This window comes from Bordetella petrii, from assembly GCF_000067205.1.
In the GTDB taxonomy this organism is placed as follows: Bacteria; Pseudomonadota; Gammaproteobacteria; order Burkholderiales; family Burkholderiaceae_B; genus Bordetella_A; species Bordetella_A petrii.
On the sequence record NC_010170.1, the window covers coordinates 4,234,754 to 4,261,056 of the forward strand.

At 68.8% G+C, this 26,303-nt stretch carries 22 protein-coding genes; 8 read left to right on the forward strand and 14 right to left on the reverse strand.

Annotation, left to right across the window (positions count from 1 at the left end; genetic code table 11):
- Positions 1-54: 54 nt before the first annotated feature.
- Entirely contained in the window at positions 55-954 is a 900-nt protein-coding gene (locus BPET_RS20360; RefSeq protein ID WP_012250899.1) for a LysR family transcriptional regulator, read from the reverse strand.
- A 94-nt stretch (positions 955-1,048) separates the two neighbouring features.
- Here BPET_RS20360 and BPET_RS20365 point away from each other — a divergent pair, with 94 nt between their 5' ends.
- Genes BPET_RS20365 through BPET_RS20380 form a run of 4 tightly spaced genes read left to right on the forward strand, consistent with a single transcriptional unit; the run spans position 1,049 to position 4,337 of the window.
- A complete protein-coding gene (locus BPET_RS20365) occupies positions 1,049-1,705 on the forward strand; it encodes an HAD family hydrolase (RefSeq protein WP_012250900.1) in 657 nt (218 codons plus the stop codon).
- Positions 1,706-1,723: 18 nt separating this feature from the next.
- Positions 1,724-2,728, forward strand: coding sequence for a tripartite tricarboxylate transporter substrate-binding protein (locus tag BPET_RS20370; RefSeq protein WP_012250901.1), 1,005 nt, complete (start codon positions 1,724-1,726; stop codon positions 2,726-2,728).
- A 22-nt stretch (positions 2,729-2,750) separates the two neighbouring features.
- A complete protein-coding gene (locus BPET_RS20375; RefSeq protein WP_012250902.1) occupies positions 2,751-3,890 on the forward strand; it encodes a DSD1 family PLP-dependent enzyme in 1,140 nt (379 codons plus the stop codon).
- A 42-nt stretch (positions 3,891-3,932) separates the two neighbouring features.
- The gene (locus tag BPET_RS20380; protein ID WP_041863104.1) at positions 3,933-4,337 is read left to right on the forward strand and encodes a RidA family protein; all 405 of its coding nucleotides are present in this window, start codon (positions 3,933-3,935) and stop codon (positions 4,335-4,337) included.
- A 9-nt stretch (positions 4,338-4,346) separates the two neighbouring features.
- Here BPET_RS20380 and BPET_RS20385 read toward each other — a convergent pair whose 3' ends face one another.
- Positions 4,347-5,255: a LysR family transcriptional regulator gene (locus tag BPET_RS20385; protein WP_012250904.1), complete on the reverse strand. Its 909-nt coding sequence runs from the start codon at positions 5,253-5,255 to the stop codon at positions 4,347-4,349.
- 147 nt (positions 5,256-5,402) lie between these two features.
- Between BPET_RS20385 and hmgA the strand changes: the two genes are divergently transcribed.
- Positions 5,403-6,701 carry a homogentisate 1,2-dioxygenase gene (hmgA, locus tag BPET_RS20390; RefSeq protein WP_012250905.1) on the forward strand — a complete coding sequence of 433 codons (1,299 nt, stop codon included), beginning with the start codon at positions 5,403-5,405 and terminating at the stop codon, positions 6,699-6,701.
- Between the two features lie 7 nt (positions 6,702-6,708).
- Complete coding sequence (fahA, locus tag BPET_RS20395) at positions 6,709-8,022, forward strand: fumarylacetoacetase (protein WP_012250906.1); 1,314 nt, start codon at positions 6,709-6,711, stop codon at positions 8,020-8,022.
- Between the two features lie 61 nt (positions 8,023-8,083).
- Here fahA and BPET_RS20400 read toward each other — a convergent pair whose 3' ends face one another.
- Genes BPET_RS20400 through BPET_RS20410 form a run of 3 tightly spaced genes read right to left on the reverse strand, consistent with a single transcriptional unit; the run spans position 8,084 to position 11,542 of the window.
- Positions 8,084-9,385 (reverse strand): sensor histidine kinase, encoded by a 1,302-nt coding sequence (locus tag BPET_RS20400; RefSeq protein ID WP_012250907.1) that lies wholly within the window; start codon positions 9,383-9,385, stop codon positions 8,084-8,086.
- The gene (locus tag BPET_RS20405) at positions 9,382-10,092 is read right to left on the reverse strand and encodes a response regulator transcription factor (protein WP_012250908.1); all 711 of its coding nucleotides are present in this window, start codon (positions 10,090-10,092) and stop codon (positions 9,382-9,384) included. Before BPET_RS20405 ends, BPET_RS20400 begins: the two co-directional genes overlap by 4 nt.
- Positions 10,093-10,126: 34 nt before the next feature.
- On the reverse strand, positions 10,127-11,542 hold the full coding sequence (locus BPET_RS20410) for an FAD-binding oxidoreductase (RefSeq protein WP_012250909.1): 1,416 nt from the start codon (positions 11,540-11,542) through the stop codon (positions 10,127-10,129).
- Positions 11,543-11,712: 170 nt separating this feature from the next.
- On the opposite strand from BPET_RS20410, the gene BPET_RS20415 reads away from it, so the two are divergent.
- Positions 11,713-13,104 (forward strand): phosphomannomutase/phosphoglucomutase, encoded by a 1,392-nt coding sequence (locus BPET_RS20415; protein WP_012250910.1) that lies wholly within the window; start codon positions 11,713-11,715, stop codon positions 13,102-13,104.
- Positions 13,105-13,122: 18 nt separating this feature from the next.
- Entirely contained in the window at positions 13,123-14,688 is a 1,566-nt protein-coding gene (gene pgi, locus BPET_RS20420; protein ID WP_012250911.1) for a glucose-6-phosphate isomerase, read from the forward strand.
- 70 nt (positions 14,689-14,758) lie between these two features.
- Here the strand turns inward: pgi and BPET_RS20425 are convergent, their stop codons facing one another.
- From BPET_RS20425 to BPET_RS20465, 9 genes are all read right to left on the reverse strand, one after another.
- On the reverse strand, positions 14,759-15,910 hold the full coding sequence (locus tag BPET_RS20425; RefSeq protein ID WP_012250912.1) for a glycosyltransferase family 4 protein: 1,152 nt from the start codon (positions 15,908-15,910) through the stop codon (positions 14,759-14,761).
- Entirely contained in the window at positions 15,907-17,061 is a 1,155-nt protein-coding gene (locus BPET_RS20430) for a glycosyltransferase family 4 protein (protein WP_151209073.1), read from the reverse strand. Before BPET_RS20430 ends, BPET_RS20425 begins: the two co-directional genes overlap by 4 nt.
- A gap of 2 nt (positions 17,062-17,063) precedes the next feature.
- Complete coding sequence (locus BPET_RS20435; protein ID WP_012250914.1) at positions 17,064-18,179, reverse strand: glycosyltransferase family 4 protein; 1,116 nt, start codon at positions 18,177-18,179, stop codon at positions 17,064-17,066.
- The gene (asnB, locus tag BPET_RS20440; protein WP_012250915.1) at positions 18,176-20,104 is read right to left on the reverse strand and encodes an asparagine synthase (glutamine-hydrolyzing); all 1,929 of its coding nucleotides are present in this window, start codon (positions 20,102-20,104) and stop codon (positions 18,176-18,178) included. The genes BPET_RS20435 and asnB overlap by 4 nt, the downstream gene beginning before the upstream one ends.
- Before the next feature lie 26 nt (positions 20,105-20,130).
- Entirely contained in the window at positions 20,131-21,285 is a 1,155-nt protein-coding gene (locus BPET_RS20445) for a glycosyltransferase family 4 protein (protein ID WP_012250916.1), read from the reverse strand.
- A complete protein-coding gene (gene murJ, locus BPET_RS20450; protein ID WP_012250917.1) occupies positions 21,285-22,646 on the reverse strand; it encodes a murein biosynthesis integral membrane protein MurJ in 1,362 nt (453 codons plus the stop codon). Before murJ ends, BPET_RS20445 begins: the two co-directional genes overlap by 1 nt.
- Before the next feature lie 22 nt (positions 22,647-22,668).
- Positions 22,669-23,694: an SDR family oxidoreductase gene (locus tag BPET_RS20455; RefSeq protein WP_012250918.1), complete on the reverse strand. Its 1,026-nt coding sequence runs from the start codon at positions 23,692-23,694 to the stop codon at positions 22,669-22,671.
- A 9-nt stretch (positions 23,695-23,703) separates the two neighbouring features.
- A complete protein-coding gene (tviB, locus tag BPET_RS20460; protein ID WP_012250919.1) occupies positions 23,704-24,978 on the reverse strand; it encodes a Vi polysaccharide biosynthesis UDP-N-acetylglucosamine C-6 dehydrogenase TviB in 1,275 nt (424 codons plus the stop codon).
- 106 nt (positions 24,979-25,084) lie between these two features.
- A complete protein-coding gene (locus tag BPET_RS20465) occupies positions 25,085-26,179 on the reverse strand; it encodes an MraY family glycosyltransferase (RefSeq protein ID WP_041863107.1) in 1,095 nt (364 codons plus the stop codon).
- Positions 26,180-26,303: the final 124 nt, after the last annotated feature.

The following is a 26,303-nucleotide window of genomic DNA, read 5'->3' on the forward strand; positions in this document are numbered from 1 at the left end:
GAGGAAGGCCCGAGAAAGGCCCGAAGAAGGCCCGAGGAAGTCCTCAGGAAAGCCTCATGAAGGCTCGTCAAAACACTCCAGCAGCGCCTTCACCCGCGCGCTGCGCCCCTTGCGCCCCGGCACCAGCAGCGTGACCGGGGCCGGGTCCAGCTGCCAGGCCGGCAGCACGCGCACCAGGGCGCCGCGCGCCACCGCGGGCTCGGCATCCCACTGCGAGCGCACCACCATGCCCAGCCCCTGCTCGGCCCAGGCGCGCGCCACGTTGCCGTCGTTCGAGACGTAATCCGGCGTCACCCGCACCGTCTCGAAGGCCTTCTGTCCCGCCGCGCGCCGCCCGGGCCGCCGGAAGCGCCACAAGGTGACATCTTCGTTGTTTTCGCGGATGCAGATGCAGCGATGCCGCAGCAGGTCGCGCGGTTCGCGCGGCGCGCCATGGCGTTCCAGGTATTGCGGGCTGGCGCACAGCCAGCGCTCGTTCGGGGCCAGGCGGCGCGCCACCCACGAAGAGTCGCGCACCACGCCGATGTGCACGACGGCGTCGGCATCGTGGTGATCGGGCCAGGGCGTTTCGCGCAGATCCAGTTGCACGCGCAAGCCGGGATGGCGCAGCGCCAGCCGCGCCAGCACCGGCGCGATATGGCGCCGGCCGTAGCCGAAGGGCGCGGCGATGCGCAGCGTGCCGGCCAGCCGGCTGTCGTCGCGCTGCAGCGACTCGGGCAGGGCCTGCAACTGCGCCAGCAACGCCGCCGCCTCGCGGGCGAAGCGCTCGCCTTCGGGGGTCAGGCTCAGGCGGCGCGCGGTGCGCACCGCCAGCGCCAGGCCCAGCGCGGCCTCGAGCTTGCGCAGCCGCATCGACAACGCGGGCGGCGTGACGTTCAGCGCGCGCGCCGTGGCGCTGAGCGAGGGCGCCTGTGCCAATGCCGAGACCAGTTGCAGGTCTTCGATTTTCAACATTCAGCGTAGCTTAACGATTGATGAAGAATCATTAAATCACACCGGCGGTTATCAGGCCTATAGTGCAGCCGTCACTGCTCACCCGGACCGCCTCATGCCCGCCAATACTGCTGCTTATCCCCGCGCCGTGCTTTTCGACCTGCTGACGGCGCTGCTCGATTCCTGGACTGTCTGGAACGCCGCCGCGGGTTCGGAATCCGCGGGACGGGCCTGGCGCGCGGAGTATCTGCGCCTGACCTATGGCTGCGGCCGCTACGAGCCCTACGAACAGCTGGTGCGCCAGGCCGCGCAGGCCACCGGCCTGCCCGACAGCGCGCCCGCCGCGCTGCAGGCCGGCTGGCGCACACTGCCCTGCTGGAGCGGAGCGCGCGAACTGCTGCAAGCCCTGCGCCCGCACTGCAAGGTGGCGGTGGTCACCAACTGCTCGCAACGGCTGGGCCACCAGGCCGCCGCCCTGCTCGGCATCGACTGGGACGCCGTGGTCACCTCGGAAGAGGCCGGCTACTACAAGCCCGACCCGCGCCCGTATCAACTGGCGCTGGACATCCTGGACGTGCCGGCAGCCGACGCTGCCTTCATCGCGGGCTCGGGCTACGACATGTTTGGCACCTCGCGCGTCGGCCTGCGCACCTACTGGCACAACCGCGTGGGGCTGGCCCTGCCGCAAGACGCCCCCGCGCCGGAACTGCAATCGCCCACCCTGGACGCCGCATTGCCATGGCTGCGGACCTTCCGGGCCACGGCTCGCTGACCCACAGGAGACACCATCATGATCCGGCTTCGATACTGCGCGCCTGCTCTGGCCGCCCTGGCCGTGGCCGCCGCGCCCGCAACCGCCGCCGACGCGGGCACGGACGCCCGACAGAACGCCTATCCGCAGCGCGCCATCACCCTGGTCGTGCCGTTCCCGGCTGGCGGACCCAGCGATGCGCTGGCGCGCGGCGTCGCGCAGCACATGGGCGCGACGCTGGGCCAGTCGGTGGTGGTCGAGAACGTGGGCGGGGCAGGCGGCACCATCGGCCTGCAACGCGTGGCGCGCGCCACGCCCGACGGCTACACGCTGGGTTTCGGCACGCTGGGCACCCACGTCGCCAATGTGGCGGTGTACCCGAAACTGCCTTATGACCCGCTGGCGGACTTCCAGCCCGTGGGGCTGGCCGGCTCGGCGCCCATGCTGCTGCTGGCCCGCGCCGACTTCCCCGCCGGCGACCTGGCACAGTTTGCCGCGTGGCTGGCGTCCAAGGGCGACCAGGCCACCTACGGCAGCGCCGGCGTCGGGTCGATCTCGCATTACGGCTGCGTGCTGCTGCTGTCGGCGCTGAAACTGCCCGCCACGCACGTACCGTATCGCGGCGTGGCGCCCGCCATCAGCGACTTGATGGGCGGGCAGACCGACTTCATGTGCGACCAGACCACCACGTCGCTGCCGCAAATCGCCGGCGGCCGGCTCAAGGCTATCGCGGTGTTGTCGAACCAACGCCTGGCGCAACTGCCGGACGTGGGCACGGCGGCCGACGCCGGCTATCCGCTGGACGCGCGATCATGGAACGCGATCTTCGCGCCCCGCGGCACGCCGGATGGCGCCATGGCGCGGCTGCGGCTAGCCCTGCAGGCAGCCGTCGCCGACGCGGGCTTCGCCGCGCAGATGCAGGCGGTAGGCGTAGACTTGCCCCAAGGCGCGGCCGCCGGGCCACAGGCGGTGACAACGCTGATCGAGCGCGGCCTGCGCGACGACGTACCGGCCCTGAAAGCCCGGCAAGAATTCCTGAACTGAATCCGACCACACCACTGCCCTCATGACCCTGCCCTCCGATTCCCTGCAAGACCTGGACACGCCCGCCGCCATCATCGACGTGGCGCGCATGCAAGCCAACATCGACCGCATGCAGCAGCGCATGAACACGCTGGGCGTCGCGCTGCGCCCCCACGTCAAGACCAGCAAGTGCACGCCCGTGGCGCAGGCCCAGCTGGCCGCCGGCGCGCGCGGCATCACGGTGTCCACGCTGAAAGAAGCCGAACAGTTCTTCGAGGCCGGCATCGCCGACATCCTGTACGCCGTCGGCATGGTGCCGCAGCGCCTGCCCGCCGCGCTGGCCCTGCGCCGGCGCGGCTGCGACCTGAAAATCATCACCGACAACGCCGCCGCCGCGCGGGCAATAGCCGCCTTCGGACGCGAACATGGCGAGGTGTTCGAAGTGTGGATAGAAATCGACACAGACGGCCATCGCTCGGGCATCAAGCCGGGCGAAGCCGCGCTGCTGGAGGTGGGCGCGGCGCTGCACGAAGGCGGCATGACGCTGGGCGGGGTCATGACGCACGCCGGCTCCAGCTACGATCTGGACACCCCGGCAGCCCTGGCCGCCATGGCCGAGCAAGAACGCGCCGGCTGCGTGCAGGCCGCCGAGCGGCTGCGGGCCGCGGGGCTGCCCTGCCCGGTGGTCAGCGTGGGCTCCACGCCCACCGCGCTGTCGGCCGAGCAACTGGCTGGCGTTACCGAAGTGCGTGCCGGCGTATACGTATTTTTTGACCTGGTCATGCACAACATCGGCGTGTGCCGCTGCGATGAACTGGCGCTAAGCGTGCTGACCACGGTCATCGGCCACCAGGCCGACAAGGGCTGGGTCATTGTTGACGCCGGCTGGATGGCCATGAGCCGCGACCAGGGCACGCGCAAGCAAAAGCGCGATTTTGGCTACGGCCAGGTGTGCACGCTGGATGGCGAGCCGCTGCCCGGCTGCACACTCATCGGCGCCAATCAAGAACACGGCATCATGGCCGCCCAGGACGGCGGCGACCTGGCGGCCCGCTATCCGATAGGCACGCGCCTGCGCGTCCTGCCCAACCATGCCTGCGCCACTGGCGCGCAATTTCCGCAGTACCACGCGCTGGGCCCCGACGGCGCCTTGCAGGTGTGGGAACGCAGCTACGGCTGGTAGGCCGCCCCGCAACGCCCGACCTTTTTCCACATGCCACCGACCATGACCGCCACGCCCTCCCCCCGCTATCTGTCGCCCGCCGGACTGCCCGCGCCGGGCGGCCACTACAGCCATGCCTGTGTGGCCAATGGCATGGTCTATGTATCGGGCCAATTGCCCATCGGCCCCGACGGCGCCCCGATGAGCGGCGCTTCCTTCCCGGCGCAGGCGCGCCAGGCGCTGGACAACCTTGCCGCCGCGCTGGCCGAAGCGGGCAGCGGCATCGGCCAACTGGTGCAGGTGCGCGTGTATATCGACAGCGTCGACAACTGGCCGGCCTTTAACGCGGTATACGCCGAATGGGCCGGCGCGGCGCGCCCGGCCCGCGCCGTCGTGCCTACCGGGCCGCTGCACTACGGCCTGAAAGTCGAAGTGGAAGCCGTGGCGCTGGCCGCGCCGCCCCGCTAGCCGAACGGCTCAGGCGGCGTCGGCGAACGCCTCTACCACCAACGCACGCAGCCATTGGTTGCCGGTGTCGCGATGAAAGCGCCGGTGCCAGTACAGGTTGGTCTGTAGCGCCGGCACGCGCAACGGCGGCGTCAGCATGCCCAGCTTGAAATACGGCGCCGTACTGGCCGCCAGCTTGCGCGGCACGGTAGCCAGCAGGTCGGTGGTGGCAACGATGTATGGCACCGCCGAAAAATGCGGCACGCTGAAATTCGATTCGAGCGCCACGCCGGCTTTTTCCAGCGCCTGGTTCACCTGCCCGTACGGCGCCGCGCGCGACACGACCAGGTGGCTCTCGGCGCGAAAGGCCTTCAGCCCCATGCCCTCGTGGGCGGTGGGATGGCCAAGCCGGAACAACGTGGCGTAGCCCTGCCGAAACAGCATGCGCTGCATGATGCCGCTGCCCAGGTCTTCAAACGCGCCGATAGCCAGGTCGACCCGGCCGGCATCCATTTCGCGGCGCAGGTCGGCGCCCGCCAGGCGCAGCGAATCGATGCGGATCGCGGGCGCATGGCGTGCGCACTGTTCCATCAGGCGGGGCATGAAGTGGATTTCGCCCACGTCCGACATGGCGATGCGAAAGCGCCGCTGGCTGTCGGCGGGGTGGAAATCCTGGGTGGCCTCGAGCGTGTGCGACAGCAGCGCAAGCGCTTCGCCTACTGGTCCGCCCAGGCGTTCTGCCTGCGGCGTGGGCTGCATGCCTTGCGGCGTGCGCACGAACAGGTCGTCGCCCAGCGTGGCGCGCAGGCGCCGCAAGGCATTGCTGACGGCGGGCTGCGACAGATCCAGGCGCCGCGCCACGGCCGAGATATTGCGCTCTTCCAGCAAGTGCTGGAACACCACCAGCAGGTTCAGATCGATGTTGCGGAGTTCGGCCATGCAGAGTCCTCGCGGCGTGCGCCCATGGATATTCATGAAATTTATAGTCGATATTTTGGTATTCCCATAGCCAGACCCAGGCTTTTTTCCGAAAATAGGGCATGCCTGACGCGCGCCCCAAGACGCGCTCCCCAAGAGAGAGACATCATGCCCCTGCAATATCAATCCGGGTTCGGCAACGACTGGGCCACCGAGGCCCTGCCCGGCGCCCTGCCGGCCGGCCGTAATTCCCCACAGCGCTGCCCGTACGGCCTGTACGCGGAACAACTGTCGGGCACCGCCTTTACCGCCCCGCGCGCCGAAAACCGCCGTTCGTGGCTATACCGCATCCGGCCCGCCGCGCAGCACCGGCCGTTCGAGCCGTTCGACGGCGCGGCGCGCTGGCTCAGCGATTTCGGCGCGGCCCCAGTCACGCCCAACCAGTTGCGCTGGAGCCCCCTGCCCTTGCCCGACGCCCCCACCGATTTCATCGAAGGGGTGCAAACCTGGGGCGGCAACGGCGGGCCAGGCGAGCACGGCGGCGTCGGCATTCATCTGTACGCCGCCAACCGTTCCATGCAAGGCCGCTATTTCTACAACGCCGATGGCGAACTGCTGATCGTGCCGCAACAAGGGCGGCTGCGCCTGGCCACCGAGCTCGGCATTATCGAGGTCGAGCCCCTGGAAATTGCCGTGATTCCGCGCGGTGTGCGGCTGCGCGTCGACCTGCCCGACGGGCAGGCGCGCGGCTACATGCTGGAGAACTTCGGCGCCGCGCTGCACCTGCCCGAACTCGGCCCGATAGGCTCGAACTGCCTGGCCAACGCGCGCGACTTCCAGACCCCGGTGGCCTGCTACGAAGACATCGAAGGCGATTTCGAACTGATAGCCAAGTTCACCGGCGGCTTCTGGCGCGCCGCCATCGGCCATTCGCCGCTGGACGTGGTGGCCTGGCATGGCACGCACGCCCCCTACAAATACGACCTGCGCCATTTCAACACCATCGGGTCGATCAGTTTCGACCATCCCGATCCGTCCATTTTCACCGTGCTGACCTCGCCCTCGGACACCCCGGGCACGGCCAACATGGACTTCGCCATCTTCCCGCCGCGCGTGCTGGCCATGGAAAACACCTTCCGGCCGCCCTGGTTCCACCGCAATGTGGCCAGCGAATTCATGGGGCTGATCCATGGCGTGTACGACGCCAAGGCCGAGGGTTTCGCGCCCGGCGGCGCCAGCCTGCACAATTGCATGAGCGGACACGGGCCGGATGCGGACACCTTCGAGAAAGCCACCGCCGCCGACACGAGCCAGGCGCACTACATCCGCGATACGATGGCGTTCATGTTCGAGACCCGCCGCGTCATCCGCCCCACCGCGCAAGCGCTGGCCAGCGCCCAGCTGCAAAGCGACTACTACGAATGCTGGCAAGGGCTGAACAAGCACTTCGACCCGGCCCAACCCTGATCCGCCCATGACCACTCTGAACGAAACCCACGACGCCGCCCTGACCAGCTGGGTAGCCAGCGCCAACGACGCCGCCACCGGCTTTCCGGTGCAGAACCTGCCCTACGCAGTGTTCCGCCGCCGCGGCTCGCAAGAGGCCTTCCGGCCGGGCGTGGCCATCGGCGACCGCATTGTCGACCTGTCCGCCCTGGCGGGCCTGAACCTGTTCGAAGGCCAGGCCGCCGAAGCGCTGGCCGCCTGCACGGGCGACAGCCTGAATGCCCTGATGGCGCTGGGCCGCGCGCACTGGAGCGCGCTGCGGCTGGCCTTGTCGCGCGCCCTGCGCGCCGGCTCGCCGCTGCAGGCCCGCATCGAGCCGCTGCTGGCGGCGCAGGCCGACGCCGAATACACCACGCCGGCGCGCATCGGCGACTACACCGACTTCTATATTTCGCTGCACCACGCCACGGCCGTGGGCAAGCAGTTCCGCCCCGACAACCCGCTGCTGCCCAACTACAAATGGGTGCCCATCGGCTATCACGGCCGCGCCTCCAGCGTGGGCGTCGAGCAGCGCTTTCCGCGCCCGGTGGGCCAGACCCGCCCCGCCGCCGAAGGCGAAGCCCCGCAGTTCGGCCCGTGCAAGCGGCTCGACTACGAACTCGAACTGGGCGTGTTTGTCGGCCAGGGCAATGCGCAGGGCGACCGTATCGCGCTGGACCGCGCCGACGACCACGTCTTCGGCCTGTGCATCCTGAACGACTGGTCGGCGCGCGACATCCAGGCCTGGGAATACCAGCCGCTGGGCCCCTTCCTGGCCAAGAATTTCGCTTCGACCATCTCGCCCTGGATCGTCACCCTGGAAGCGCTGGAGCCCTTCCGCGCCGCCTGGACCCGTCCGGCCGGCGACCCGCAGCCCCTGCCTTACCTGTCGTCGGACACCAACCGCGCGCAAGGCGCCTACGATGTGCAGATGGAGGTCCTGCTGGCCACCGAAACGTCGCGCGCCGCAAGCCATCCGCCGGCGCACCTGTCCGCCAGCAATTTCCGCGACGCCTACTGGAACATCGCGCAACTGATCGCGCACCACACAGTCAACGGCTGCAACCTGCAGCCGGGCGACCTGCTCGGCACGGGCACGTTGTCGGGCCCCGAGCCCGACCAGGCCGGCTCGCTGCTAGAGCTGACGCAAGGCGGAAAGACGCCCATCAACCTGCCGTGGGGCGAGCAGCGCACCTTCCTGCAAGATGGCGACCAGGTGATCATCCGCGCGCACTGCCAGAAGCCCGGCTATCCGCGCATCGGGTTCGGGGAATCATCGGGCACGGTGCTACCGGCGCGCTGAGTTTCGGCGCAGGCGGCGTCCCAGACGCACGGGCCGGCTCGCGCCGGCCCGATCTGTTTGATCAGGCAAAGCGCAGCACGAAGCAGGTGCCCTGCCCCGCGCCTGCGCGTTCAGACTCGACGCGCAGGTCCCAGCCCTGCATGTCGCACACGCGCTTGGCAATGGCCAGCCCCAGGCCGCGCGGAAAACCGCTGTCGTCGGGCGTGGCCCCCGCCGTGTCGCCCAGCCGGCCGCTGTAATAGCGCTGGAACACGAACGGCAGCTCTTCGGGGGCAATGCCCTTGCCGTTGTCGCGCAGCTCCAGCGCGCCATCGTGCGTCAGGCCGGCGGTCAGGGTGGCCGGCGCCGCGTGTTCGATGGCGTTGCGCACCAGGTTGCGCAGCACCGTCAGCAGGGCATAGCGATCCAGCGTGTGCTCGATGCCACCCGGAATAAGGTTGTGGAACGCCAGCCCGGCGACGTCGGCCTCGACTTCCAGGCCGCGCCAGGCGTCGTCCATGCAGGCCGCCAGGTCGACGCGCTCGGCCGGGCGGGGTTGGTCGCGCGCCATGGAGCGCGCGCTTTCGAGCGAAGCAACGATATGGTCGACATTGGCCGTGATGCGCTCCAGGCGCTGGCGCGAGTCGGCCGGCAGCGCCGCGTCCAGCAGCATGATTTCGCTGTCGGAACGAATTGCCGCCAGCGGCGTGCGCACCTCGTGGCTGAGGTTCGCCGCAAATTCGCGCTCGCGCGCGATCGAGCGGTCGACCTGGTTCTGCACCCGGTTGAACGCCTCGATCAGCCGCCCGGCTTCGTCATCGCGGGTCACGGCCAGGTCCGGCGAGCCGGGCGCCCAGTTCGACAGCCGCCCGGTCAGGTCGAGCAACGGCCCCACCGCCACGCCCGCCACCCGGCGCGACAGCGCATACGCCGCCATGACGCACAACGCCCCCATGCCCAGCACGATCAGGCCGAAGTCGCGCACCCGCGCTTCGTGATCGGTGGCGTCGTACAGTACATACAGGCGGCCGCGCGCCGTGTCGGCCACCATTACGTGCCAGGTCTCGACACCGGGCTGCAGCAAATGCAGCCCCGGCGGCAGGCCGTCGAGTTCGGCAGGCATGTCGTCGCGCACGGCGCCCTGGTGCAGCCAGGCACGCATCGAGCCGCCCAGCTCGCGCGCGCCGTGGGGAGGCAGGAACTGCGGGTCGGCCGCCACGTGCTGCGCCACCCGGTCGGTTTCGGTGGTGAGGATCTGCTCGACCAGGCCGTCTTCCATCTGGTCGAACGTCAGGTAGGCCAACAGCGCCAGCGCGGCCACGAATACCGCCACCGCGCCGGTCAGCGCCCACACCACCCGCTGTGTCAGCGTGCCGCCTTTCATGGGCGCGCCTCGGGCAACACCAATCGCCAGCCTATGCCATGCACGGTTTCGATTCCGTCGAACCCGGCATCGGCCAGCGCCCGGCGCAGCAAATGCATCTGGCTGCGCAGCGCGTCGGGCGAAGGCGGTTCATCGCCCCACAACACCGATTCGAGTTCTTCGCGCGACACGATGCGGCCCGGATCGCGCAGCAGCGCCTCGACAATCTGGCCCGACTTGCGGGTCAGGCGCACCGGCTGGCCCGCCACCAGCACGGCGCGGGTGCGTCCGTCGAACTGCAGCGGGCCGAACTCGCGCACGGCGTCCACCACGGCGCCCTGGGCGCGGTGGATCAGGGCAAGCAGGCGCGCCTGCACCTCGGCCAGCGCAAAGGGCTTGGTCAGGTAGTCGTCGGCGCCGTGCGAAAAGCCTTCCAGTTTGTCGTCCAGCGCATCGCGCGCGGTGAGAATCAGCACCGGGATCGCCTGGCGCCGCTCGGCGCGCAGGGTCTGCAGCACTTGGTAGCCGTCCAGGCCGGGCAGGCCCACGTCCAGCACCATGGCATCGAAACGCTGGTCCTGGAGCATGCGCAGGGCGGTGCGGCCGTCGTAGGCTACGTCGGGCACGAAGCCGTTGACCTCAAGAAAGCGATACAAGTTGCCCGCGATGGTGAGGTCGTCTTCGACGACCAGCACCCGGTAACGCGCGTTGGCGGGAATCGCTGCCATGTGTCAGAGGCGCCGGTACGGGCGGGTTTTCATTTCAGCCCTGCAGCACCTTGCCGGGGTTCATCAGCCCGCGCGGATCGAGCGCCTGCTTCACCCGTTTCATTAACGCCAGTTCGAGCGGGCTCTTGTAATGCGGCAGTTCGTCGCGCTTGAGCTGGCCGATACCGTGCTCGGCGCTGATCGAACCCGCATGCTCTTGCACGCTGCGATGCACCACGTCGTAAATGTCTTGCTGCAGGGCCAGCAGGTCGGCCTCGGTCTGGCCCGGCGCGCGCGCCACGTTGTAGTGCAGGTTGCCGTCGCCCAGGTGCCCGAACACCACGTTGCGCACGTTGGGAAACCGCTGCTGCAGCAGCGCGTTGGTCTTGTGCACGAAGCCGGCGATGGATGAAATGGGAATGGACACATCGTGCTTGACGCCCTTGCCCAGCTCGGCTTCGGCCAGCGGAATGCTTTCGCGCAGGTGCCATAGGGCCTTGCTTTGGGCCACGCTGGCGGCAATGGCGGCATCGGTGACCAGGCCGTCCTCGATGGCCGCACCCAGCACCGCCTCGAACCGCTCGCGAGCATGCGCCTCGCTTTCGCTGTCGGACAGCTCCAGCAGGGCGAACCAGGACGACGCGGCCGATTCGCCCTCGAACGGCAGGCGCTGCTGCGGGAACAGCTTCACCACGCTTTGCAGGCAATCGCCCGCCATGAGCTCGAAACCGGTCAGCGAGGCGCCGAAGCCGGCCCGCGCGCGCGACAGCAGTTCGACGGCCGCATCGATCGAGTCCAGCGCCAGCAACGCCGTGCACGACGCTACGGGCCGCGGATACAGCTTGAGCGTGGCCGCCGTGATGATGCCCAGTGTGCCTTCGCTGCCGATGTACAGATCGCGCAGGTCGTAGCCGGTATTGTCTTTGCGCAGGCCGCGCAGGCCGTTCCAGATTTCGCCTTCGGCCGTGACCACTTCCAGGCCCAGCGCGAGTTCGCGCGCGTTGCCGTAGCGCAGCACCTGGGTGCCGCCGGCATTGGTGGCCAGGTTGCCGCCGATCGTGCAGCTGCCCTCGGCCGCCAGGCTCAAGGGAAACAGGCGGCCTGCGTCGGCCGCGGCCTGCTGCACCGCCTGCAGGATGCAGCCGGCCTCGACCGTGATGGTGTCGTTGTCGGTGTCGATGGCGCGCACGCGGTTCAACCGCGCGGTGGACAGCAGCACGGCCTGGCCCGAGTCGTCGGGCGTGGCGCCGCCGCACAGGCCGGTATTGCCGCCCTGCGGCACCACCGGGGCGCCGTGCCTGGCGCACAGGCGCACCGCCTGGGCCACCTCGTCGGTGGACCCGGGCCGGATGACCGCCTGCGCGCTGCCCCGATAGCGGCGGCGCCAGTCTTGCAGGTAAGGTTCGGCATCGGCGCCGGCCAGCACATGGGCCGGGCCCAGCAAAGACTGCAGTTCGTTCAGTAGGGTCATGGACACAAGCCGGTATCGAGGGCCCGGCCGTAACCGGGCGGCAGTGGAAGTGCCGTTTATTGTAGGACGAGCCGGGCACAAGGTTTGCTTGGCGGGCGAATCGAGGATAATTCCACTCCTGGGCGTCCGCCGCAGGCGGCGCCCGGGCATGCCACCATCAAGGAACACGCTTGGATCATATCGCCCGCTATCCCGAATCGGTCTTCAAGGCTTACGACATCCGCGGCACGGTGCCGTCCCCCCTGGACGCCGGGTTTGCCCGCGCGCTGGGGCGCGCACTGGCCGACCAGGCGCGCGAACAGGGCGTCGGCGCCCTGGTGGTGGGCCGCGACGGCCGCCTCAGCAGTCCCGAACTGTCGCAAGCGCTGCAAGACGGCATTCTGGAGGGCGGCATCGACACCCTCGACATCGGCCAGGTGCCCACGCCGCTGGTGTACTACGCGGCCTATACCCAGGGCACCGGCTCGGGCGTGGCCATTACGGGCAGCCACAACCCTCCCCAGTACAACGGCTTCAAAATGATGATGGCCGGCAAGGCCCTGTACGGCCCCGGGGTGCAGGCGTTGCGCGCCGCCATGAATGCCCCCGACGCCGCGCCCGCGGCCCGTCGCGGCAGCCGCCGCGAGCTCGACCTGATGGGCGAGTACATCGAGCGCATCGTGGGCGACGTCAAGCTGGCGCGCCCCCTCAAAATCGCCATCGACTGCGGCAACGGCGTGGCCGGGGCGGTGGCGCCGCAACTGTTCCGGGCCCTGGGCTGCCAGGTCGACGAGCTGTATTGCGAAGTCGACGGCACCTTTCCCAACCACCACCCCGACCCGGCCGACCCCCACAACCTGCAAGACCTCATCGACCACCTGGCGCGCACCGACTGCGAAATCGGCCTGGCCTTCGACGGCGACGGCGACCGGCTGGGCGTGGTCACCAAGTCCGGGCAGATCATCTGGCCCGACCGCCAGCTGATCCTGTTCGCGCGCGACGTGCTGCAGCGCTGTCCCGGCGCCACCATCATCTACGACGTCAAGTGCAGCCGCCACGTGGGCCTGGCCGTGCAGGAAGCCGGCGGGCAGCCCCTGATGTGGCAAACCGGGCATTCGCTCGTGAAAGCCAAGCTGGCCGAGACCGGCGCGCCGCTGGCTGGCGAGATGAGCGGCCACATTTTCTTCAAAGAACGCTGGTACGGCTTCGACGACGGCCTGTATACCGGCGCGCGCCTGCTTGAAATCGTGTCGCGCCAGGCCAACCCGTCGCAACTGCTCGAAGCCTTGCCACAGGCTCTGTCCACGCCCGAACTCAAGCTCGAAATGGCCGAAGGCGAGCCCTACGCGCTGGTGCGGGCATTGCAGAAACAAGGCAAGTTCGACGACGCCCTGCGCGTGGTCACCATCGACGGCGTGCGCGCCGAATATGCCGACGGCTTCGGCCTGGCGCGCGCCTCTAACACCACGCCGGTGGTGGTGCTGCGCTTCGAGGCCGACACGCCCGAGGCGCTGGCGCGCATCCAGGACGACTTCCGCGGGCAACTGCTGCGCCTCGCCCCTGGCGCGGCCCTGCCCTTCTGACCTTTTACGCGTTCGACCATGGCCAATTACCTGCCGTCCAGTCCCGCGTGGCTGGCGTTTTCCCAGGCGGCGAAAAGCGCCTCGCGCGGCGGCGAGCGCCTGCGCATCATCGAGGCGGCCGGCCTGCGCGTCGACCTCACCGCCCAGCCCCAATCCGATTCGCTGGACAATGCCGCGCAAGACCTGCTGGCGCAGCAGAACTTCGACGCCGCGCGCGCCCAGCTGTACGACGGCGGCGAAGCCAACTGGACCGAACGGCGACCCGCCTGGCACACCGCGCTGCGCGCCGACAACCCGCCGCCGGCGGTGGCCCAGGACATCCTGGCCGAACGCGAGCGCGTGCGGCGCTTCGTGCGCGAGCTCGACCAATCCCTGGCCTACGACTGCGTGCTGCACCTGGGCATCGGCGGCAGCGACTGGGGCCCGCGCATGGTGACGCGCGCATTGCGGCACGGCGGCCTGCGCCGCAATATCCAGTTCGCCTCGAACGTCGATTCGCACGCCGTCGCCGACGCCATCGGCCAACTCGACCCGCGCCGCACGCTGGTCATTGTTGCCTCGAAATCGTTCACCACCACCGAACCCCTGGCCAACGCCGAAGTCGCCATGAACTGGCTGCGCGATGCCGGCGTGGCCGATCCCATCAAGCACGTGGTGGCGGTTACCGCCAATGTCGACGCGGCGCTCGATTTCGGCATCTCGCCCGACCGCGTATTCCGCTTCTGGGACTGGGTGGGAGGCCGCTATTCGCTGTGGTCGGCCATCGGCCTGCCTATCGCGCTGGCGCTGGGCAACGAGGCGCTCGACCAGTTGCTGGCCGGCGCCGCCGCCATGGACCAGCATTTCCTGCAGGCGCCGCTGCGCAAGAATGCGCCACTGCAAATGGCCCTGGCTGGCCTGGCCAACCGCAGCGTGCTGGGTTATGCCACGCTGGCGATCACCCCGTACGATTCGCGCCTGATGCACCTGGTGCCATGGGCCCAGCAGCTCGAAATGGAATCGCTGGGCAAGGTGGCCTCGCGCGACGGCACGCCGGTGGGCGTGCCCACCGGCCCGGTCGTCTGGGGCATGCCGGGCACCGACTGCCAACACACGTTCTTCCAGTGGCTGCACCAGGACACCACCGGCGCGCCGGTCGACTTCATCGTGTGCGAACGGCCCGACCACGCCTATGCGCGGCACCACAACATGCTGATCGCCAATTGCCTGGCCCAGCGCTCGGCCCTGCTGCGCGGCAAATCGTACGAAGACATCCTGCAGGAAATCCGCGAGCACGAGCCCGACCTGCAACGCGCCGAAGTGCTGGCGCGCCATCGCGTCCATCCAGGCGGGCGGCCGTCGAACCTTATCGTGCTGCCGCGCCTGGACGCCTATTCGCTGGGCGCCCTGCTGGCACTATACGAGCACAAGGTGTTTGCACAGGGCGTGCTGTGGGGCATCAACCCTTTCGACCAATGGGGCGTGGAATTCGGCAAGCTGCTGGCCAAGCGCATCATCCGCGAGCTCGACGCGCCGTCGGCCGATACTTCCGGCGACCAGGACCCCTCCACCCGCTACTGGATCGATTCGCTGTCGCGGCGCTAAGCCACATCGCGCAGCGCCGGGCCTCATCGGCCCCCATGCCTCGTTCTACCCCGCTATACCCGCTATGCCCCTAGGGCTGGCGCATCGCCAGCAGCAGGCCGCGATAGATATCCAGATGCTGACGGCACACGTCGTCGACGTCGAACTCGCGTTCGGCCAGGCGCCGGCCCGCCTGGCCCATCTGCTGCCGCAGCGCCGCATCGGCCGCCAGGCGTTCGATGGCATCGGCCAGGGCCGCCGCGTCGCGCGGCGGCACCAGCAGGCCGGTCTCGCCGGGCTCGATGGCGTCGCGGCAACCCGGCACATCGGTGGTCACCACCGCGCGGCCGCAGGCCGCGGCCTCGATCAGCGAGCGGGGCAACCCTTCACGGTAGGAAGGCAGCACCGCAATATGCGACGCCGCGTATAGCGCGGCAATGTCGCTGCGTTCGCCCAGCGCCTCGATGCACCCTTCGCGCCGCCAGCCGTCGACATCGGCCTGCGACACCGACGCCGGATTGCCGGGGTCGACGCCGCCGGCCAGCAACATGCGCACGGCGGCCCCGCGGCTGCGCAGCAGACGCGCGGCCTCCACGAATTCCAGCACGCCCTTGTCGCGCAGCAGGCGCGCCACCATCAGCGCGGCCACCGGCGGCGGCGGCTCGGCCAGCGCCGGATAATCGGCCAGGTCGACGCCCGAACCGCGGATCATCACGGCCTGTTCCGGGCGCGCCGCCCCCAGGCCGCACAGCACCGCGCGATCGTTGGTGTTCTGGAACACGATGCGGCTGTTGCGATGGCCCAGCGCCAGGCGGTACAGCGCGGCCACCACTTGCCGCACCAGCGCCGCGCGGGCGCCGCGCGCCACGAATACGAAACCCAGGCCGGAAATGGCCGACACCATGGCCGGCACGCGCGCCAACCGCGCCGCGATGCCGCCATACAACACGGGCTTGATGGTGACCAGATGCACCAGCGCCGGACGCAACCGGCGAAACAGGCGGTAAAGCGCCCACACCGTGCGCAGCTCCTGCAGCGGGTGCTTGCCGCTGCGTGTCATGGGAATGGCATGGTGCGCCAGGCCGTGGGCGGTGATGCGAGGCACACTGTCGCCCGCCATGGTGGCCACATGCACGTCATAGCCGGCACGCTGCGCGGCCAGCGCCAGCGGCAGCCGATGCGACAGGAAGAACGCGGGATTGTTCACCACGAACAGCAGGCGCGGAGCGGCGGCGGAAGTCATGCGCGGGCTCCGGCAATGCGGCGCCACAGGGCCTCGTAGGCCGTCACCATGTGCGCCAGGTCGAATTCCGCCAGCACGCGCGCCCGGCCCGGTGCGCCAACCGCCTCGCGGCCGCGCGCGGCGATGTCGTCCAGTGCGGCGGCCACGCCTTGCGCCAGCGCCTCGGGCTGCTCGGGCGGCACCACCGGAGCCGTCGCCCCGACTATGTGCGCCGCGTCGCCCACGTTCGTCACCACGCAGGGGGTGCCGCAAGCCAAGGCCTCGGCCACGACATTGGGAAAGCCTTCGGCGCAGCTCGACAACACATGCAGGTCCAGCGCATTCATCACGGCCGGCACGTCGTCGCTGGGGCCGGCCAGCAGAATGCGGCCTCGCAGTCCCAGGTTGTCGATCAGCGCCATCAGGTCGGCATTGCCGGGCGACATGCCGCGGCCGATCAGCACGCACTGCAGGCCGCGATCGCGCCCGCCGCGCGTCAGGGACGCTACCGCGCCCAGCAGGTTGGCGTGATCTTTCAGGGGATCCCAGCGGGCCACGCAGCCGACCAGCGGCGTGCCCTCGGCAACCTGCCACAGCTCGCGCATGCGCCGGCCAGCCGCGGCATCGGGCTGGTAGCGCGACAAATCGTAGCCGTTGGCGATCACCACCAGGCGGTCGGCGCGGTAGCCATATTGCCGGTGCCGCACGGCGGAATCGCGCGCGGCGCACACAATAGCCGCGGGCAGGCGGCCCGACAGCAAGGCGCACAGCTTTAGCACCAGGCGCGCCGAACGGCTGCTGCGTTGCAGGTGGGCGCCGGAATTGCGTATGCCCCATGCCAGCGCCCGCACGCCCGCCAGGCGCGCCGCAAGCCCGCCAATCAGGTCGGCGTGGTACATCCAGGTCTGCACCGCGTCGGGCCGCTCGCGCGCCAGCAACCGGCGCAACGCCAGGAAGCCGTCGAGCGTCAGGCGCCCGCGCGGCATGCCCAGCGCATGCACGGCAACGCCGGCGTTGCGCAAGCGCGCGCCGTACACGCCCTCATCGGTCAACGACACGATGCTGTGGCGCACGCGCTGGTCCGGGTACGTGGCCAGGCGGAACAATACCGATTCGGCGCCGCCCTGCCCCAGGCCGGTGATAACGTGTGTCACGCGCAGAATGGCCGGCAGCGTCATGCCTTGCCCCGCACCGCGTCGAACAGCGTGTCCCATTCGGCCAGCACCGCCGGCAAGGCATAGCGGCGCCGCACCGACGCGGCCGCGCGCGCGCCGAGGTCGCGCCGCAGATCGGGATCGGCCAATACGCGCCGCAGGGCCTCGCGCAGTTGTGCCTGGTCGCCCGCCGGCACCAGCACGGCGTCCTGGCCGTCGCGGGTCATTTCACGGGGGCCGCTGGGGCAGTCGAACGCCACGCAGGGCAGCCCCAACGCCATGGCTTCCAGCAGCACATTGGGAAACCCCTCGACCGCCGAGCTGAGCACGAAGGCATGGCCCCTGGCGAGTTCGTCCCAGGGCTCGCCGGTGCGCCCCGGCAACTGCACCCGCGCCTGCAGGCCTGCGGCATCGATGCGCGCCTGCAGGTCTTCGCGCAAGGGACCTTCGCCCCATATCCACAGATCCCAGTCGGAAAAATCGGCCGCCAGCCCGGCGTACGCGTCCACCAGCAAATCGAACTGCTTGGCGGGCGCCAGGCGGCCCATAGCCAGCAGGCGCCTGCGCGGCGCGGGCGACTGGGCGTCGACCAGCGGCGCTTCCAGCAACTCGGGCGGCAGCGGATTGGGAATGACCTTCAACTGCTTGATGCCCGGCACCTGGCAGGCAAAGGGCTCGACGGTATCTTCGGCCTGCACCGTCACCATGTCGGCACGTGGATAAAACAGCCGGCGCAGCGCGCGCCACACTTTGCCGGTGCTGCGCTCGGCCACCGGGTTGGTGCGCTCGCACACGATCAACGGCACGCCAAGGCCGCGCGTGGCCAGGATGGCGGCCACGTTGACGTTGGTCAGGAACGACACCACCACGTCGGGATTCTTTTCGCGGATCAGCGCTCGCAGGGCGCGCAGGCGCTGCCAGGCAGCCAGCGGCCCCGAGGCCCGCGTGCCGGCCCGGTCGGCCAGCCAGACCAGGTCCACGGCGTCGGACAGCGGATAAAAACACGTTCCCTTGGAAGAATACGTCGGCACCAGGGTCACGGTGTCGCCGCGATCGGTCCAGGCATTGACCAGCGTGGCGGCGACCCGTTCGGCGCCGCCCGCGTGCATGGAACTGACCAGCAGCAGTATCTTCATGTACCAGTATCCTGTTCGCCGGCCATGCCGGCGTGATAGCGGTCCAGCCAGGCCTGCATCATCAGCACGCCCCACAGGCGGCTGTCCCAGTTGCGGTGGCCAGACACATGTTCGCGCCATTTGCGCACAATGGGTTCGGGTTCGAACCAGCCTTCCTGCCGCAGGCGGGCCGGGTCGAGCAAGGCTTCGGCCCAGTCGCGCAGCGGCCCGCGCAGCCAGCCAGCCAGCGGCACGGCGAAGCCGCGCTTGGGGCGGTCGACCAGCGCCTGGGGCACATGGCGGTACAGCACCTGGCGCAACAGCCATTTGCCGGTATCGCCACGCACCTTGTATTCGAAAGGCAATTGCCAGGCGAACTCGTACACGCGGTGGTCCAGCAGAGGCACCCGCGTCTCCAGGCTGACCGCCATGGCGGCGCGATCGACCTTCACCAGGATGTCGTCGGGCAGGTAGGTGACCGCGTCGAGCTTCATCATCACATCGAAGGCCGTGCCGTCCATCGGCTGCTCGAACAGCGACGGCGGCTCGACGCCGCCCTTGACCACGCGGCCCGGGTCGCCCCAGTACGACACGAACAGGCGGTAGAAGTCGCCGCGCGTGTCGGCGCGCAACATCTCGCCAAACTTGGCCACCTTGCCGCGCCATGCGCCGCGGCCCGGCAGCGCGCCCGATGCGCCCAGCAGCGCGCCCAGCGCATGGCGCGCCGGGCCCGGCATGCGCTCGCACTGGCGCCACCAGTCGCGCACGCGGAAATAACGCGAATAACCGCCGAACAATTCATCGCCGCCATCGCCCGACAGCGCCACGGTAACGTGCTGGCGCGCCATACGCGTGACCAGCGAGGTGGGAATCTGCGACGAGTCGGCAAACGGCTCGTCGTACATATCGGCCAGCGTGGGCACTACGGCCAGCGCGTCATCGGCCGTGACGTAGAGTTCGGTGTGCTCGGTGCCCAGGTGCCGCGCCACCGCTTTGGCATGCTCGGCCTCGTTGTAGCCTTTTTCGTGAAAGCCGATGGCGAAGGTGCGCACCGGTTGCCGGCTTTGCGCCTGCATCAGCGCCACGATGGTCGAAGAATCGATGCCGCCCGACAGGAACGCGCCCAGGCTGACGTCCGACAGCATCTGGCCGCCCACCGCCTGCGACAACAGCGCCTCCAGCGCGTCGGCGGCCTGCGCGTCCGAGCCGAAGCTGCGCGGCGCCTGCAGACCCTGGTCGGCGGCCTGCAGGGCCGACCAGTACACGCGCGGCTGCGCCAGGCGGCGGCCGCGCATGTCGGCCTCGGAGATCTCCAGCCAGGTGCCAGGCGGCAGCTTGGCGATGCCTTCATAAATGGACTGCGGCGCGGGAATGTAGTTGTGGCGCATCAGCGAGGCCAGTGCGGCCCGGCTGAGCTCGCGCCCGAAGCCCGGAATAGGCATCAGACCTTTCAGTTCCGAGGCAAACACGAAATTGGCGCCGCTGTAGCCGTAATACAGCGGCTTCTCGCCCATGCGGTCGCGCGCCAGCGTCAGCGTGCGGCGCTGACGGTCCCATAGCGCGATGGCATACATGCCCACGGCCGCCTGCAGCGTGGCCTCGACGCCCAGCGCCGCAAAGCCCGCCAGCACGGTCTCGGTATCGGAATGCCCGCGCCAGTCCGGCGCCTGCCCGGCCTGCTCCAGACGCTCGCGCAGCGCCATGTGGTTGTAGATTTCGCCGTTGAGCACCAGCACGTAGCGCCCGCAGGCCGACACCATGGGCTGGTGTCCGGCCTCGGTAAGGTCCAGGATGGCCAGGCGCACATGGGCCAGCGCCAGGTCGGCGCCGGAGTCTTCCCATAGCCCCTGGCTGTCGGGGCCGCGATGGCGTATGCGCCGGCAGCTATCGGCCAACACTTGCGCCTTGTCTTGCAAAGGCCCCCAGATTCCGACTATTCCGCACATGATCGTGTCTTCCGCGCTTGTGTGAGTTATGCCGGGCCAGGCTTGCCAGGCCCCGGCTTGCGCACGTCGTCAAAAATTTCCTGCCACAGGCCCAACACGCGCTGGGCCGAAAACCGCTCGCGCGCGTCGATGGCGCGCGCCGACAGGGCCTGGCGGGCGGCGGCGTCGTCCATCAGCGCCGACAGCGCCGCGGCCAGGGCCGGCACATCGCCATTGGGCCGCACCAGCACGCCGTCGATGCCGTCGCGCACCACTTCGCGCGGCCCCGTATCGCAATCGAAACATACCGCGGGCAGGCCGCTGGCCAGCGATTCCAGCAATGTATTGGACAAGCCTTCGAAACGCGAGCTCAGCACGTACAGGTCGGACTCGCGGTACCAGTCGCCCACGTTGCCGACCCGCCCGGGCATCGTCACCCGCTCCTGCAGGCCGGCGGCATCGATCTGCGCCTGCAGGCGCCGCCGCTCATCGCCTTCGCCCAGGATGACCAGGTCCCAGTCGGGATGCTGGCCGGCAATCCGGGCATAGGCCTGGATCAGCAGGTCGAAGCCCTTGTCGGGGTGCAGGCGGCCCACCGCCAGCAGGCGCCGCCGCTCGCCGGCGGGCGGCGGCGGCAACATCGGTTCGCCGCTTGCCAGCGGCCAATGCACGGGGTTGGGAATAACGGCCAGCCGCGAACCGGGCACGTGGCGCGCCAGCCAGTCGGCCGTGCCGCGCGTCAGCGCCACAACCCGCGCGGCGCGCGGATAAGTCAGGCGCCGCAGGCGCTGCCACAGGCCCGACAGCGCCTGCGACGGCGGATGAGTGTGCTCGGTGGCGATGACCCGGCACGGCAGCCCGCGCGCGGCCAGCACCGCCAGCACCGAAGCGGTGGTCATCATGCCCAGCACGATGTCGGGCCGGAAGCTGCGCAGCACGCGGCGCAGGGCGCGCACACGCCGCACGTTGGCCAATATGCCGCGCAGCCCGCCGCCCGCGCCTTCCGTGTGCAGAATCTCGCGCCGCACGGCCGGATGCAGCGCGTAAGCGTCGCCCGACGCATCGGCCTGCGTCACCAGCATGACCTGCCACCCCGCCGCGGCCCAATGCGCGGTCAGGTCGGCGGCCACGCGCTCGGCGCCGCCGCCATGCAGCGAATGAATGAAGACCAGAACGCGCGGCGGGTCATGGCGCGTGTCCATCAGGGGGTCTCCCGGGGCGGGGCCGGTTCGTGGGGCCGCCAGGCCACCATGACATAGCAGGCGAACGACAGCGCGTACATCAGGCTGGTGGCCAGCATGATGCCGGCGGTGCCCATGCGCGGCGCCAGCATGGCGTTCAGCACAACCTTCAACAGGAAGTTGGCCACGGCGATCAGGGCCATGACGCGATAGCGGTTCTGGCTGGCCAGCAGCTGCACCAGAATCAGCACGCCAAAATAGAACGGCAACTGCAACAGGCCCCAGCGCAACACCTGCGCCACGGCCTGCGTGTTCTCGGCGGTGAACGCGCCGCGCTCGAACAGCACTCCCACGCCCCACGGCGCCAGTACCCAGGCCACGGCCACGGCGGCGGCGCCGGCGCCCATCATCAGCACCGACCACTTCAACGCCATGGAGCGAGCGCGCGCCGCGTCGCCGCGGCTTTGCACGTCGGCCAGCACGGGCAGCGCGGCGCGCCCCACCGATACCGCGCCAATGCCCAGCAGCAGCGACAGCAGGCGGCTGGCATAGCCCAGTGTGGCGTTGGCGTTGTCGCCCAGGTTGGCGGCGGTGTATTGGTCGAGCGGCCCGACAAAGCTCATGGCCACCTGGCCCACCAGCATGATGCCGGCCGCGCTCATAAGCTCAGGCCAGTGCGGCGAGGTCAGCGACAAGCGCGGCGCCCCCCAGAAGCCGCCATCGGCGCGGGCGGCCAGCCAGGCCAGCCACGCGGCCTGGATGGCGTAGCCCACCAGGGTGCCCCACAGCAGCGGGCCGACGTCGTCGGCCGACACTGCCGCCAGCATCACCCACGCCAGGGTGGTGACGGCCGGCATACTGTCGAGCAGTGTATTGACATGGCGCTCGTGCGCGCGCAGCCGCGCGCCGCTGATGCCCGCGATCAACAGCAGCACAGTGACGGGCACGAAGGCATAGAGCAGTTGCGTGCTCATGGCCGCCACCGGGCCCGACAAGCCGCTGCCCAGCCACTGCAGCACCCAGGGCCACGCCAGCGCCGTCAGCGCGGCAAGCACCAGGCCGCCCGCCAGCACCGCCCCCTGCAGCTCGCGCACGAACAGGTCGCGCTCGTGTCCGCCCGTGCGCCGCAGGCGCACCAGCACCGGGATCAGCACCACCCCCAGCACGCCGACAATGGTGACCGGCAGCCAGTTGGCCATGGTCATGGTGAACTGGTAGGCATCGACGGCGTCGCTGATGCCGTACCGGTACGCCACGGCCATTTCTTTTATGGCGCCGGCGGCCTTGCCCAGCACCAGGAAGACCGCGACCCGGAATGCCCCCCTGAAAATGCGCTGGTGGTCGGGGTGGATCGCGTTGAGCCTGCGGATGAGCGCTTTCAATGTTGCCTTGGGCAGAGACGATTCAACGCAGGAACCGGATATACCAGGGCATGGCGGTTTGCAGCCCGCGCAGGATGTCGTAGGCCGGCTGGTAGCCCAGCAGCTTACCCCCCTTGGCTATGTCGGCCTGCGAATGGCGCACGTCGCCCGCGCGGAAATCGGCATATACCGGCGGTTTGTCGTAGCGCACGCCCTCGCCGCCCAGCGTCTGGGCCAGGAACTTGTACAGCTGGTTGAGCGTGGTGCGGCCGCCGTACGCCACGTTGTAGACCTGGTTCACGCCCTCTTCGGGGGCCAGCGCGCCCAGCAGGTTCGCCTGTACCGCGTTTTCAACAAAGCAGAAATCGCGGCTGGTTTCGCCGTCGCCATTGATGACCACGTCGTCGCCGCGGATCATGGCGGCCGTCCATTTGGGGATCACCGCCGCGTAGGCGCCTTCCGGGTCCTGGCGCTTGCCGAACACGTTGAAGTAGCGCAACCCCACGCTGGCCAGGCCGTACGAACGCGCGAACACGTCGGCGTAGAGCTCGTTGACGTACTTGGTCACGGCGTACGGCGACAGCGGCTTGCCGATGGTGTCTTCGACCTTGGGCAGCCCGGGATGGTCGCCGTAGGTGGAGCTGGACGCGGCATAGACGAAGGTCTTGACCTTGGCGTCGCGCGCGGCCACCAACATGTTCAGGAAGCCGCCGATATTGACATCGTTGGTGGTGATCGGGTCGTTCAGCGAGCGCGGCACCGAGCCCAGCGCGGCCTGGTGCAGCACGTGGTCGACGCCTTCGGCGGCCCGCTGGCACGCAGCCAGGTCGCGGATATCGCCTTCCACGAAGGTAAAGCGCGCCCACTGGGCAGGCTCGACCGAATTGCGGACTTCATCCAGGTTGTGCCGGTGCCCGGTGGCGAAGTTGTCCAGGCCCACCACGGTCTGGTCGAGCTTGAGCAGGGTTTCAAGCAGGTTCGACCCGATGAATCCGGCGCAGCCGGTCACCAGCCACTTGCGGGGCGCCTGGCGCAGTTCCTGCTGGATGCGTTGGTAGCGATCGGTCATGCAAACTCCTTACAGGCGCAGGTCGGATTCGTCGGACGACAGCACGTACTTCAGGTCGTACAGCACGTGTTGGGCCTTGCCCAGCTTGCGGATCGCGGCCGCGCCCATTTCTACGAACTGGTGATGCGAAACCGCCAGGATGATGGCGTCGTACTTGCCGGCCTCGGGCTGGGCCACCGGCGTAATGTCGTATTCGTGGCGGGCCTCTTCAGGGTCGACCCAGGGGTCGTAGACATCCACGTCGACGTTGTATTCGCCCAGCTCGTTCACGATGTCCACCACCCGCGTATTGCGCAGGTCGGGGCAGTTTTCCTTGAAGGTCAGGCCCATGACCAGCACGCGCGCGCCCTGCACGTGGATGCGCTGCTTGGTCATGCACTTCACCAGCTGCGACACCACATAGCTGCCCATGGAGTCGTTCAGGCGGCGGCCCGCCAGGATGATTTCGGGGTGATAGCCGATGGCCTGCGCCTTGTGGGTCAGGTAGTAGGGATCGACGCCAATGCAGTGCCCGCCCACCAGGCCGGGGCGGAACGGCAGGAAGTTCCACTTGGTTCCGGCCGCCTGCAGCACGGCTTCGGTATCGATACCCATCTTGTTGAAGATCAGGGCCAGCTCGTTGATGAGCGCGATGTTCACGTCGCGCTGCGTGTTCTCGATGACCTTGGCGGCCTCGGCCACGCGGATGCTCGACGCCTTGTGGGTGCCGGCCGTGATGATTTCGTTGTACAGCGTATCGACCAGGTCGGCGACTTCGGGCGTCGAGCCCGAGGTGACCTTCTTGATGGTATTGACGCGGTGCGCCTTGTCGCCCGGATTGATGCGCTCGGGGCTGTAGCCGGCGTAGAAATCTTCGTTGAACTTCAGGCCCGAAACGCGCTCGAGCACCGGCACGCAGTCTTCTTCAGTGGCGCCCGGATACACGGTGGACTCGTAGATGACGATGTCGCCGCGCTTGAGCACCGCGCCGATGGTCTCGCTGGCCTTGACCAGCGGCGTCAGGTCGGGTTGCTTGTAGTCGTCGATGGGCGTGGGCACGGTAACGATGTACACGTTGGCCTTGGCCAATTCGGCGCGGTCGGCGGTGTAGGTCAGGTGCTTGGCTTCGGCCAGCTCCGCGTCGTCGACCTCCAGCGTGTGGTCATGCCCCGCCTTCAGGGCGTCGATGCGCTTGACGTTGATGTCGAAACCGATCACCGGACGCTTCTTGCCGAACTCCACGGCCAGTGGCAGCCCGACATAACCGAGTCCGACCACGGCAAGTTTTACCTCATCGATACGCAAGATAGCTCTCCCTTTGCCGCGTTGAACTCACGGCACTTGAAATAAGGAACAGGGGAATTGTAACGACGGCCCCTCGACCCGTCGCGGGGCCTTCCGAACAGGATTGTCAGTGGGTGCGCGGCAACAGCAACCAACCCGGCCGGCGCCATGACACCAGCCGCACATACAGCCAGATGTACGCCGCGGCGAACACCAGCAGGCTCAGGGTGAGGATCCAGGGGTTGTCCCACCAGATCGTGGCCGGCACCAGGCCGATCAGCGCCAGCACCCACATATAGGGCGAGGCCAGCGCATTGCACAGCGCCGGCACCGCATGGCGGCGGCCGCGGCTGAAGGTGACGCGCACCAGCCGCCGGAACACCAGTTGGTGCAAGTGCAGGGCATCGGGCTGGTCGACCGGCACGCCGCGCTTGAAGCGGCGCCGCCAGATGGAAAATCCGGTTTCGAAAACGGGGTAGAACAGCACCGCGAGCGCGTAGAACGGCGACACCGACGGATTGCGCACCACCAGCAGCACCGCCAGTTCGGCCAGCATGAAGCCCAGGAAATACGCGCCGCCGTCGCCCAGGAACACGCGGCCGAACGGGAAATTCCAGACCAGGAAGCCCAGGGTGGCCGACGCCAGCGCGGCAGCGATCATGGAAATAGGCATGTCGCCCACCTGCAGCGCCACCAGCGCGATAGACACGGCCATCAGCGTGGCCACCATACCCGCCAGGCCGTTCATGCCATCGACGATGTTCAGGGCGTGCGTACAGCCGCCCACCGCGAACATGGTGAACAGCAGCGAAATGGGCCAGAACGCCAGCACCCAGTCGACCGGGCCGATGCCCACGCGGCTGACGCCGCCCAGCAGCCACCACGCAATGGCGGCCGACAGAAAGGCGGCGAGCAGGCGCTTGCTGGCGCCGATGTCTTTGGTAATGTCTTCGAGCAGGCCGGCCACGAACACCGGCAGCACGGCCACGAACAACGCCGGCCACAGCCAGGTAAGGGTCATGTTGCTGGGGCCCAGCACCAGCAGGCCCGCCAGCGAGCCGGCCAGCACGGCCAGCCCGCCCACACGAGGCGTGGCGCGCGTATGCGAGGCTTGGGGCTTGCTGAGGTCGCTGTCGCCGGTGAAGGCGCCATGCCAACGTTCGGACGCCACGATGAGTCCCCCCACCATGAACGCCACCACGCAGATGTACAGCCAGGTCACGGAAGCACCTTAGTTGGGTGATTTTTCATGAAGCACATCATTATCGAGAGCGCGTGTAACGGCCTTATATGCGAGACCTGTACAAGTGCAAGCCTGCCCCACAGAACGTAACCAGAGGCCTGGC

Coding starts and splice junctions, on each gene's coding strand:
- BPET_RS20380 (WP_041863104.1), top strand. CDS start 3,933: ATGACCGCCACGCCCTCCCCCCGCTATCTGTCGCCCGCCGGACTGCCC.
- BPET_RS20435 (WP_012250914.1), bottom strand. CDS start 18,179: ATGAAGATACTGCTGCTGGTCAGTTCCATGCACGCGGGCGGCGCCGAA.
- BPET_RS20400 (WP_012250907.1), bottom strand. CDS start 9,385: ATGAAAGGCGGCACGCTGACACAGCGGGTGGTGTGGGCGCTGACCGGC.
- asnB (WP_012250915.1), bottom strand. CDS start 20,104: ATGTGCGGAATAGTCGGAATCTGGGGGCCTTTGCAAGACAAGGCGCAA.
- BPET_RS20385 (WP_012250904.1), bottom strand. CDS start 5,255: ATGGCCGAACTCCGCAACATCGATCTGAACCTGCTGGTGGTGTTCCAG.
- BPET_RS20370 (WP_012250901.1), top strand. CDS start 1,724: ATGATCCGGCTTCGATACTGCGCGCCTGCTCTGGCCGCCCTGGCCGTG.
- BPET_RS20375 (WP_012250902.1), top strand. CDS start 2,751: ATGACCCTGCCCTCCGATTCCCTGCAAGACCTGGACACGCCCGCCGCC.
- BPET_RS20360 (WP_012250899.1), bottom strand. CDS start 954: ATGTTGAAAATCGAAGACCTGCAACTGGTCTCGGCATTGGCACAGGCG.
- BPET_RS20365 (WP_012250900.1), top strand. CDS start 1,049: ATGCCCGCCAATACTGCTGCTTATCCCCGCGCCGTGCTTTTCGACCTG.
- BPET_RS20405 (WP_012250908.1), bottom strand. CDS start 10,092: ATGGCAGCGATTCCCGCCAACGCGCGTTACCGGGTGCTGGTCGTCGAA.
- BPET_RS20410 (WP_012250909.1), bottom strand. CDS start 11,542: ATGACCCTACTGAACGAACTGCAGTCTTTGCTGGGCCCGGCCCATGTG.
- BPET_RS20455 (WP_012250918.1), bottom strand. CDS start 23,694: ATGACCGATCGCTACCAACGCATCCAGCAGGAACTGCGCCAGGCGCCC.
- fahA (WP_012250906.1), top strand. CDS start 6,709: ATGACCACTCTGAACGAAACCCACGACGCCGCCCTGACCAGCTGGGTA.
- BPET_RS20425 (WP_012250912.1), bottom strand. CDS start 15,910: ATGACTTCCGCCGCCGCTCCGCGCCTGCTGTTCGTGGTGAACAATCCC.
- BPET_RS20445 (WP_012250916.1), bottom strand. CDS start 21,285: ATGGACACGCGCCATGACCCGCCGCGCGTTCTGGTCTTCATTCATTCG.
- pgi (WP_012250911.1), top strand. CDS start 13,123: ATGGCCAATTACCTGCCGTCCAGTCCCGCGTGGCTGGCGTTTTCCCAG.
- hmgA (WP_012250905.1), top strand. CDS start 5,403: ATGCCCCTGCAATATCAATCCGGGTTCGGCAACGACTGGGCCACCGAG.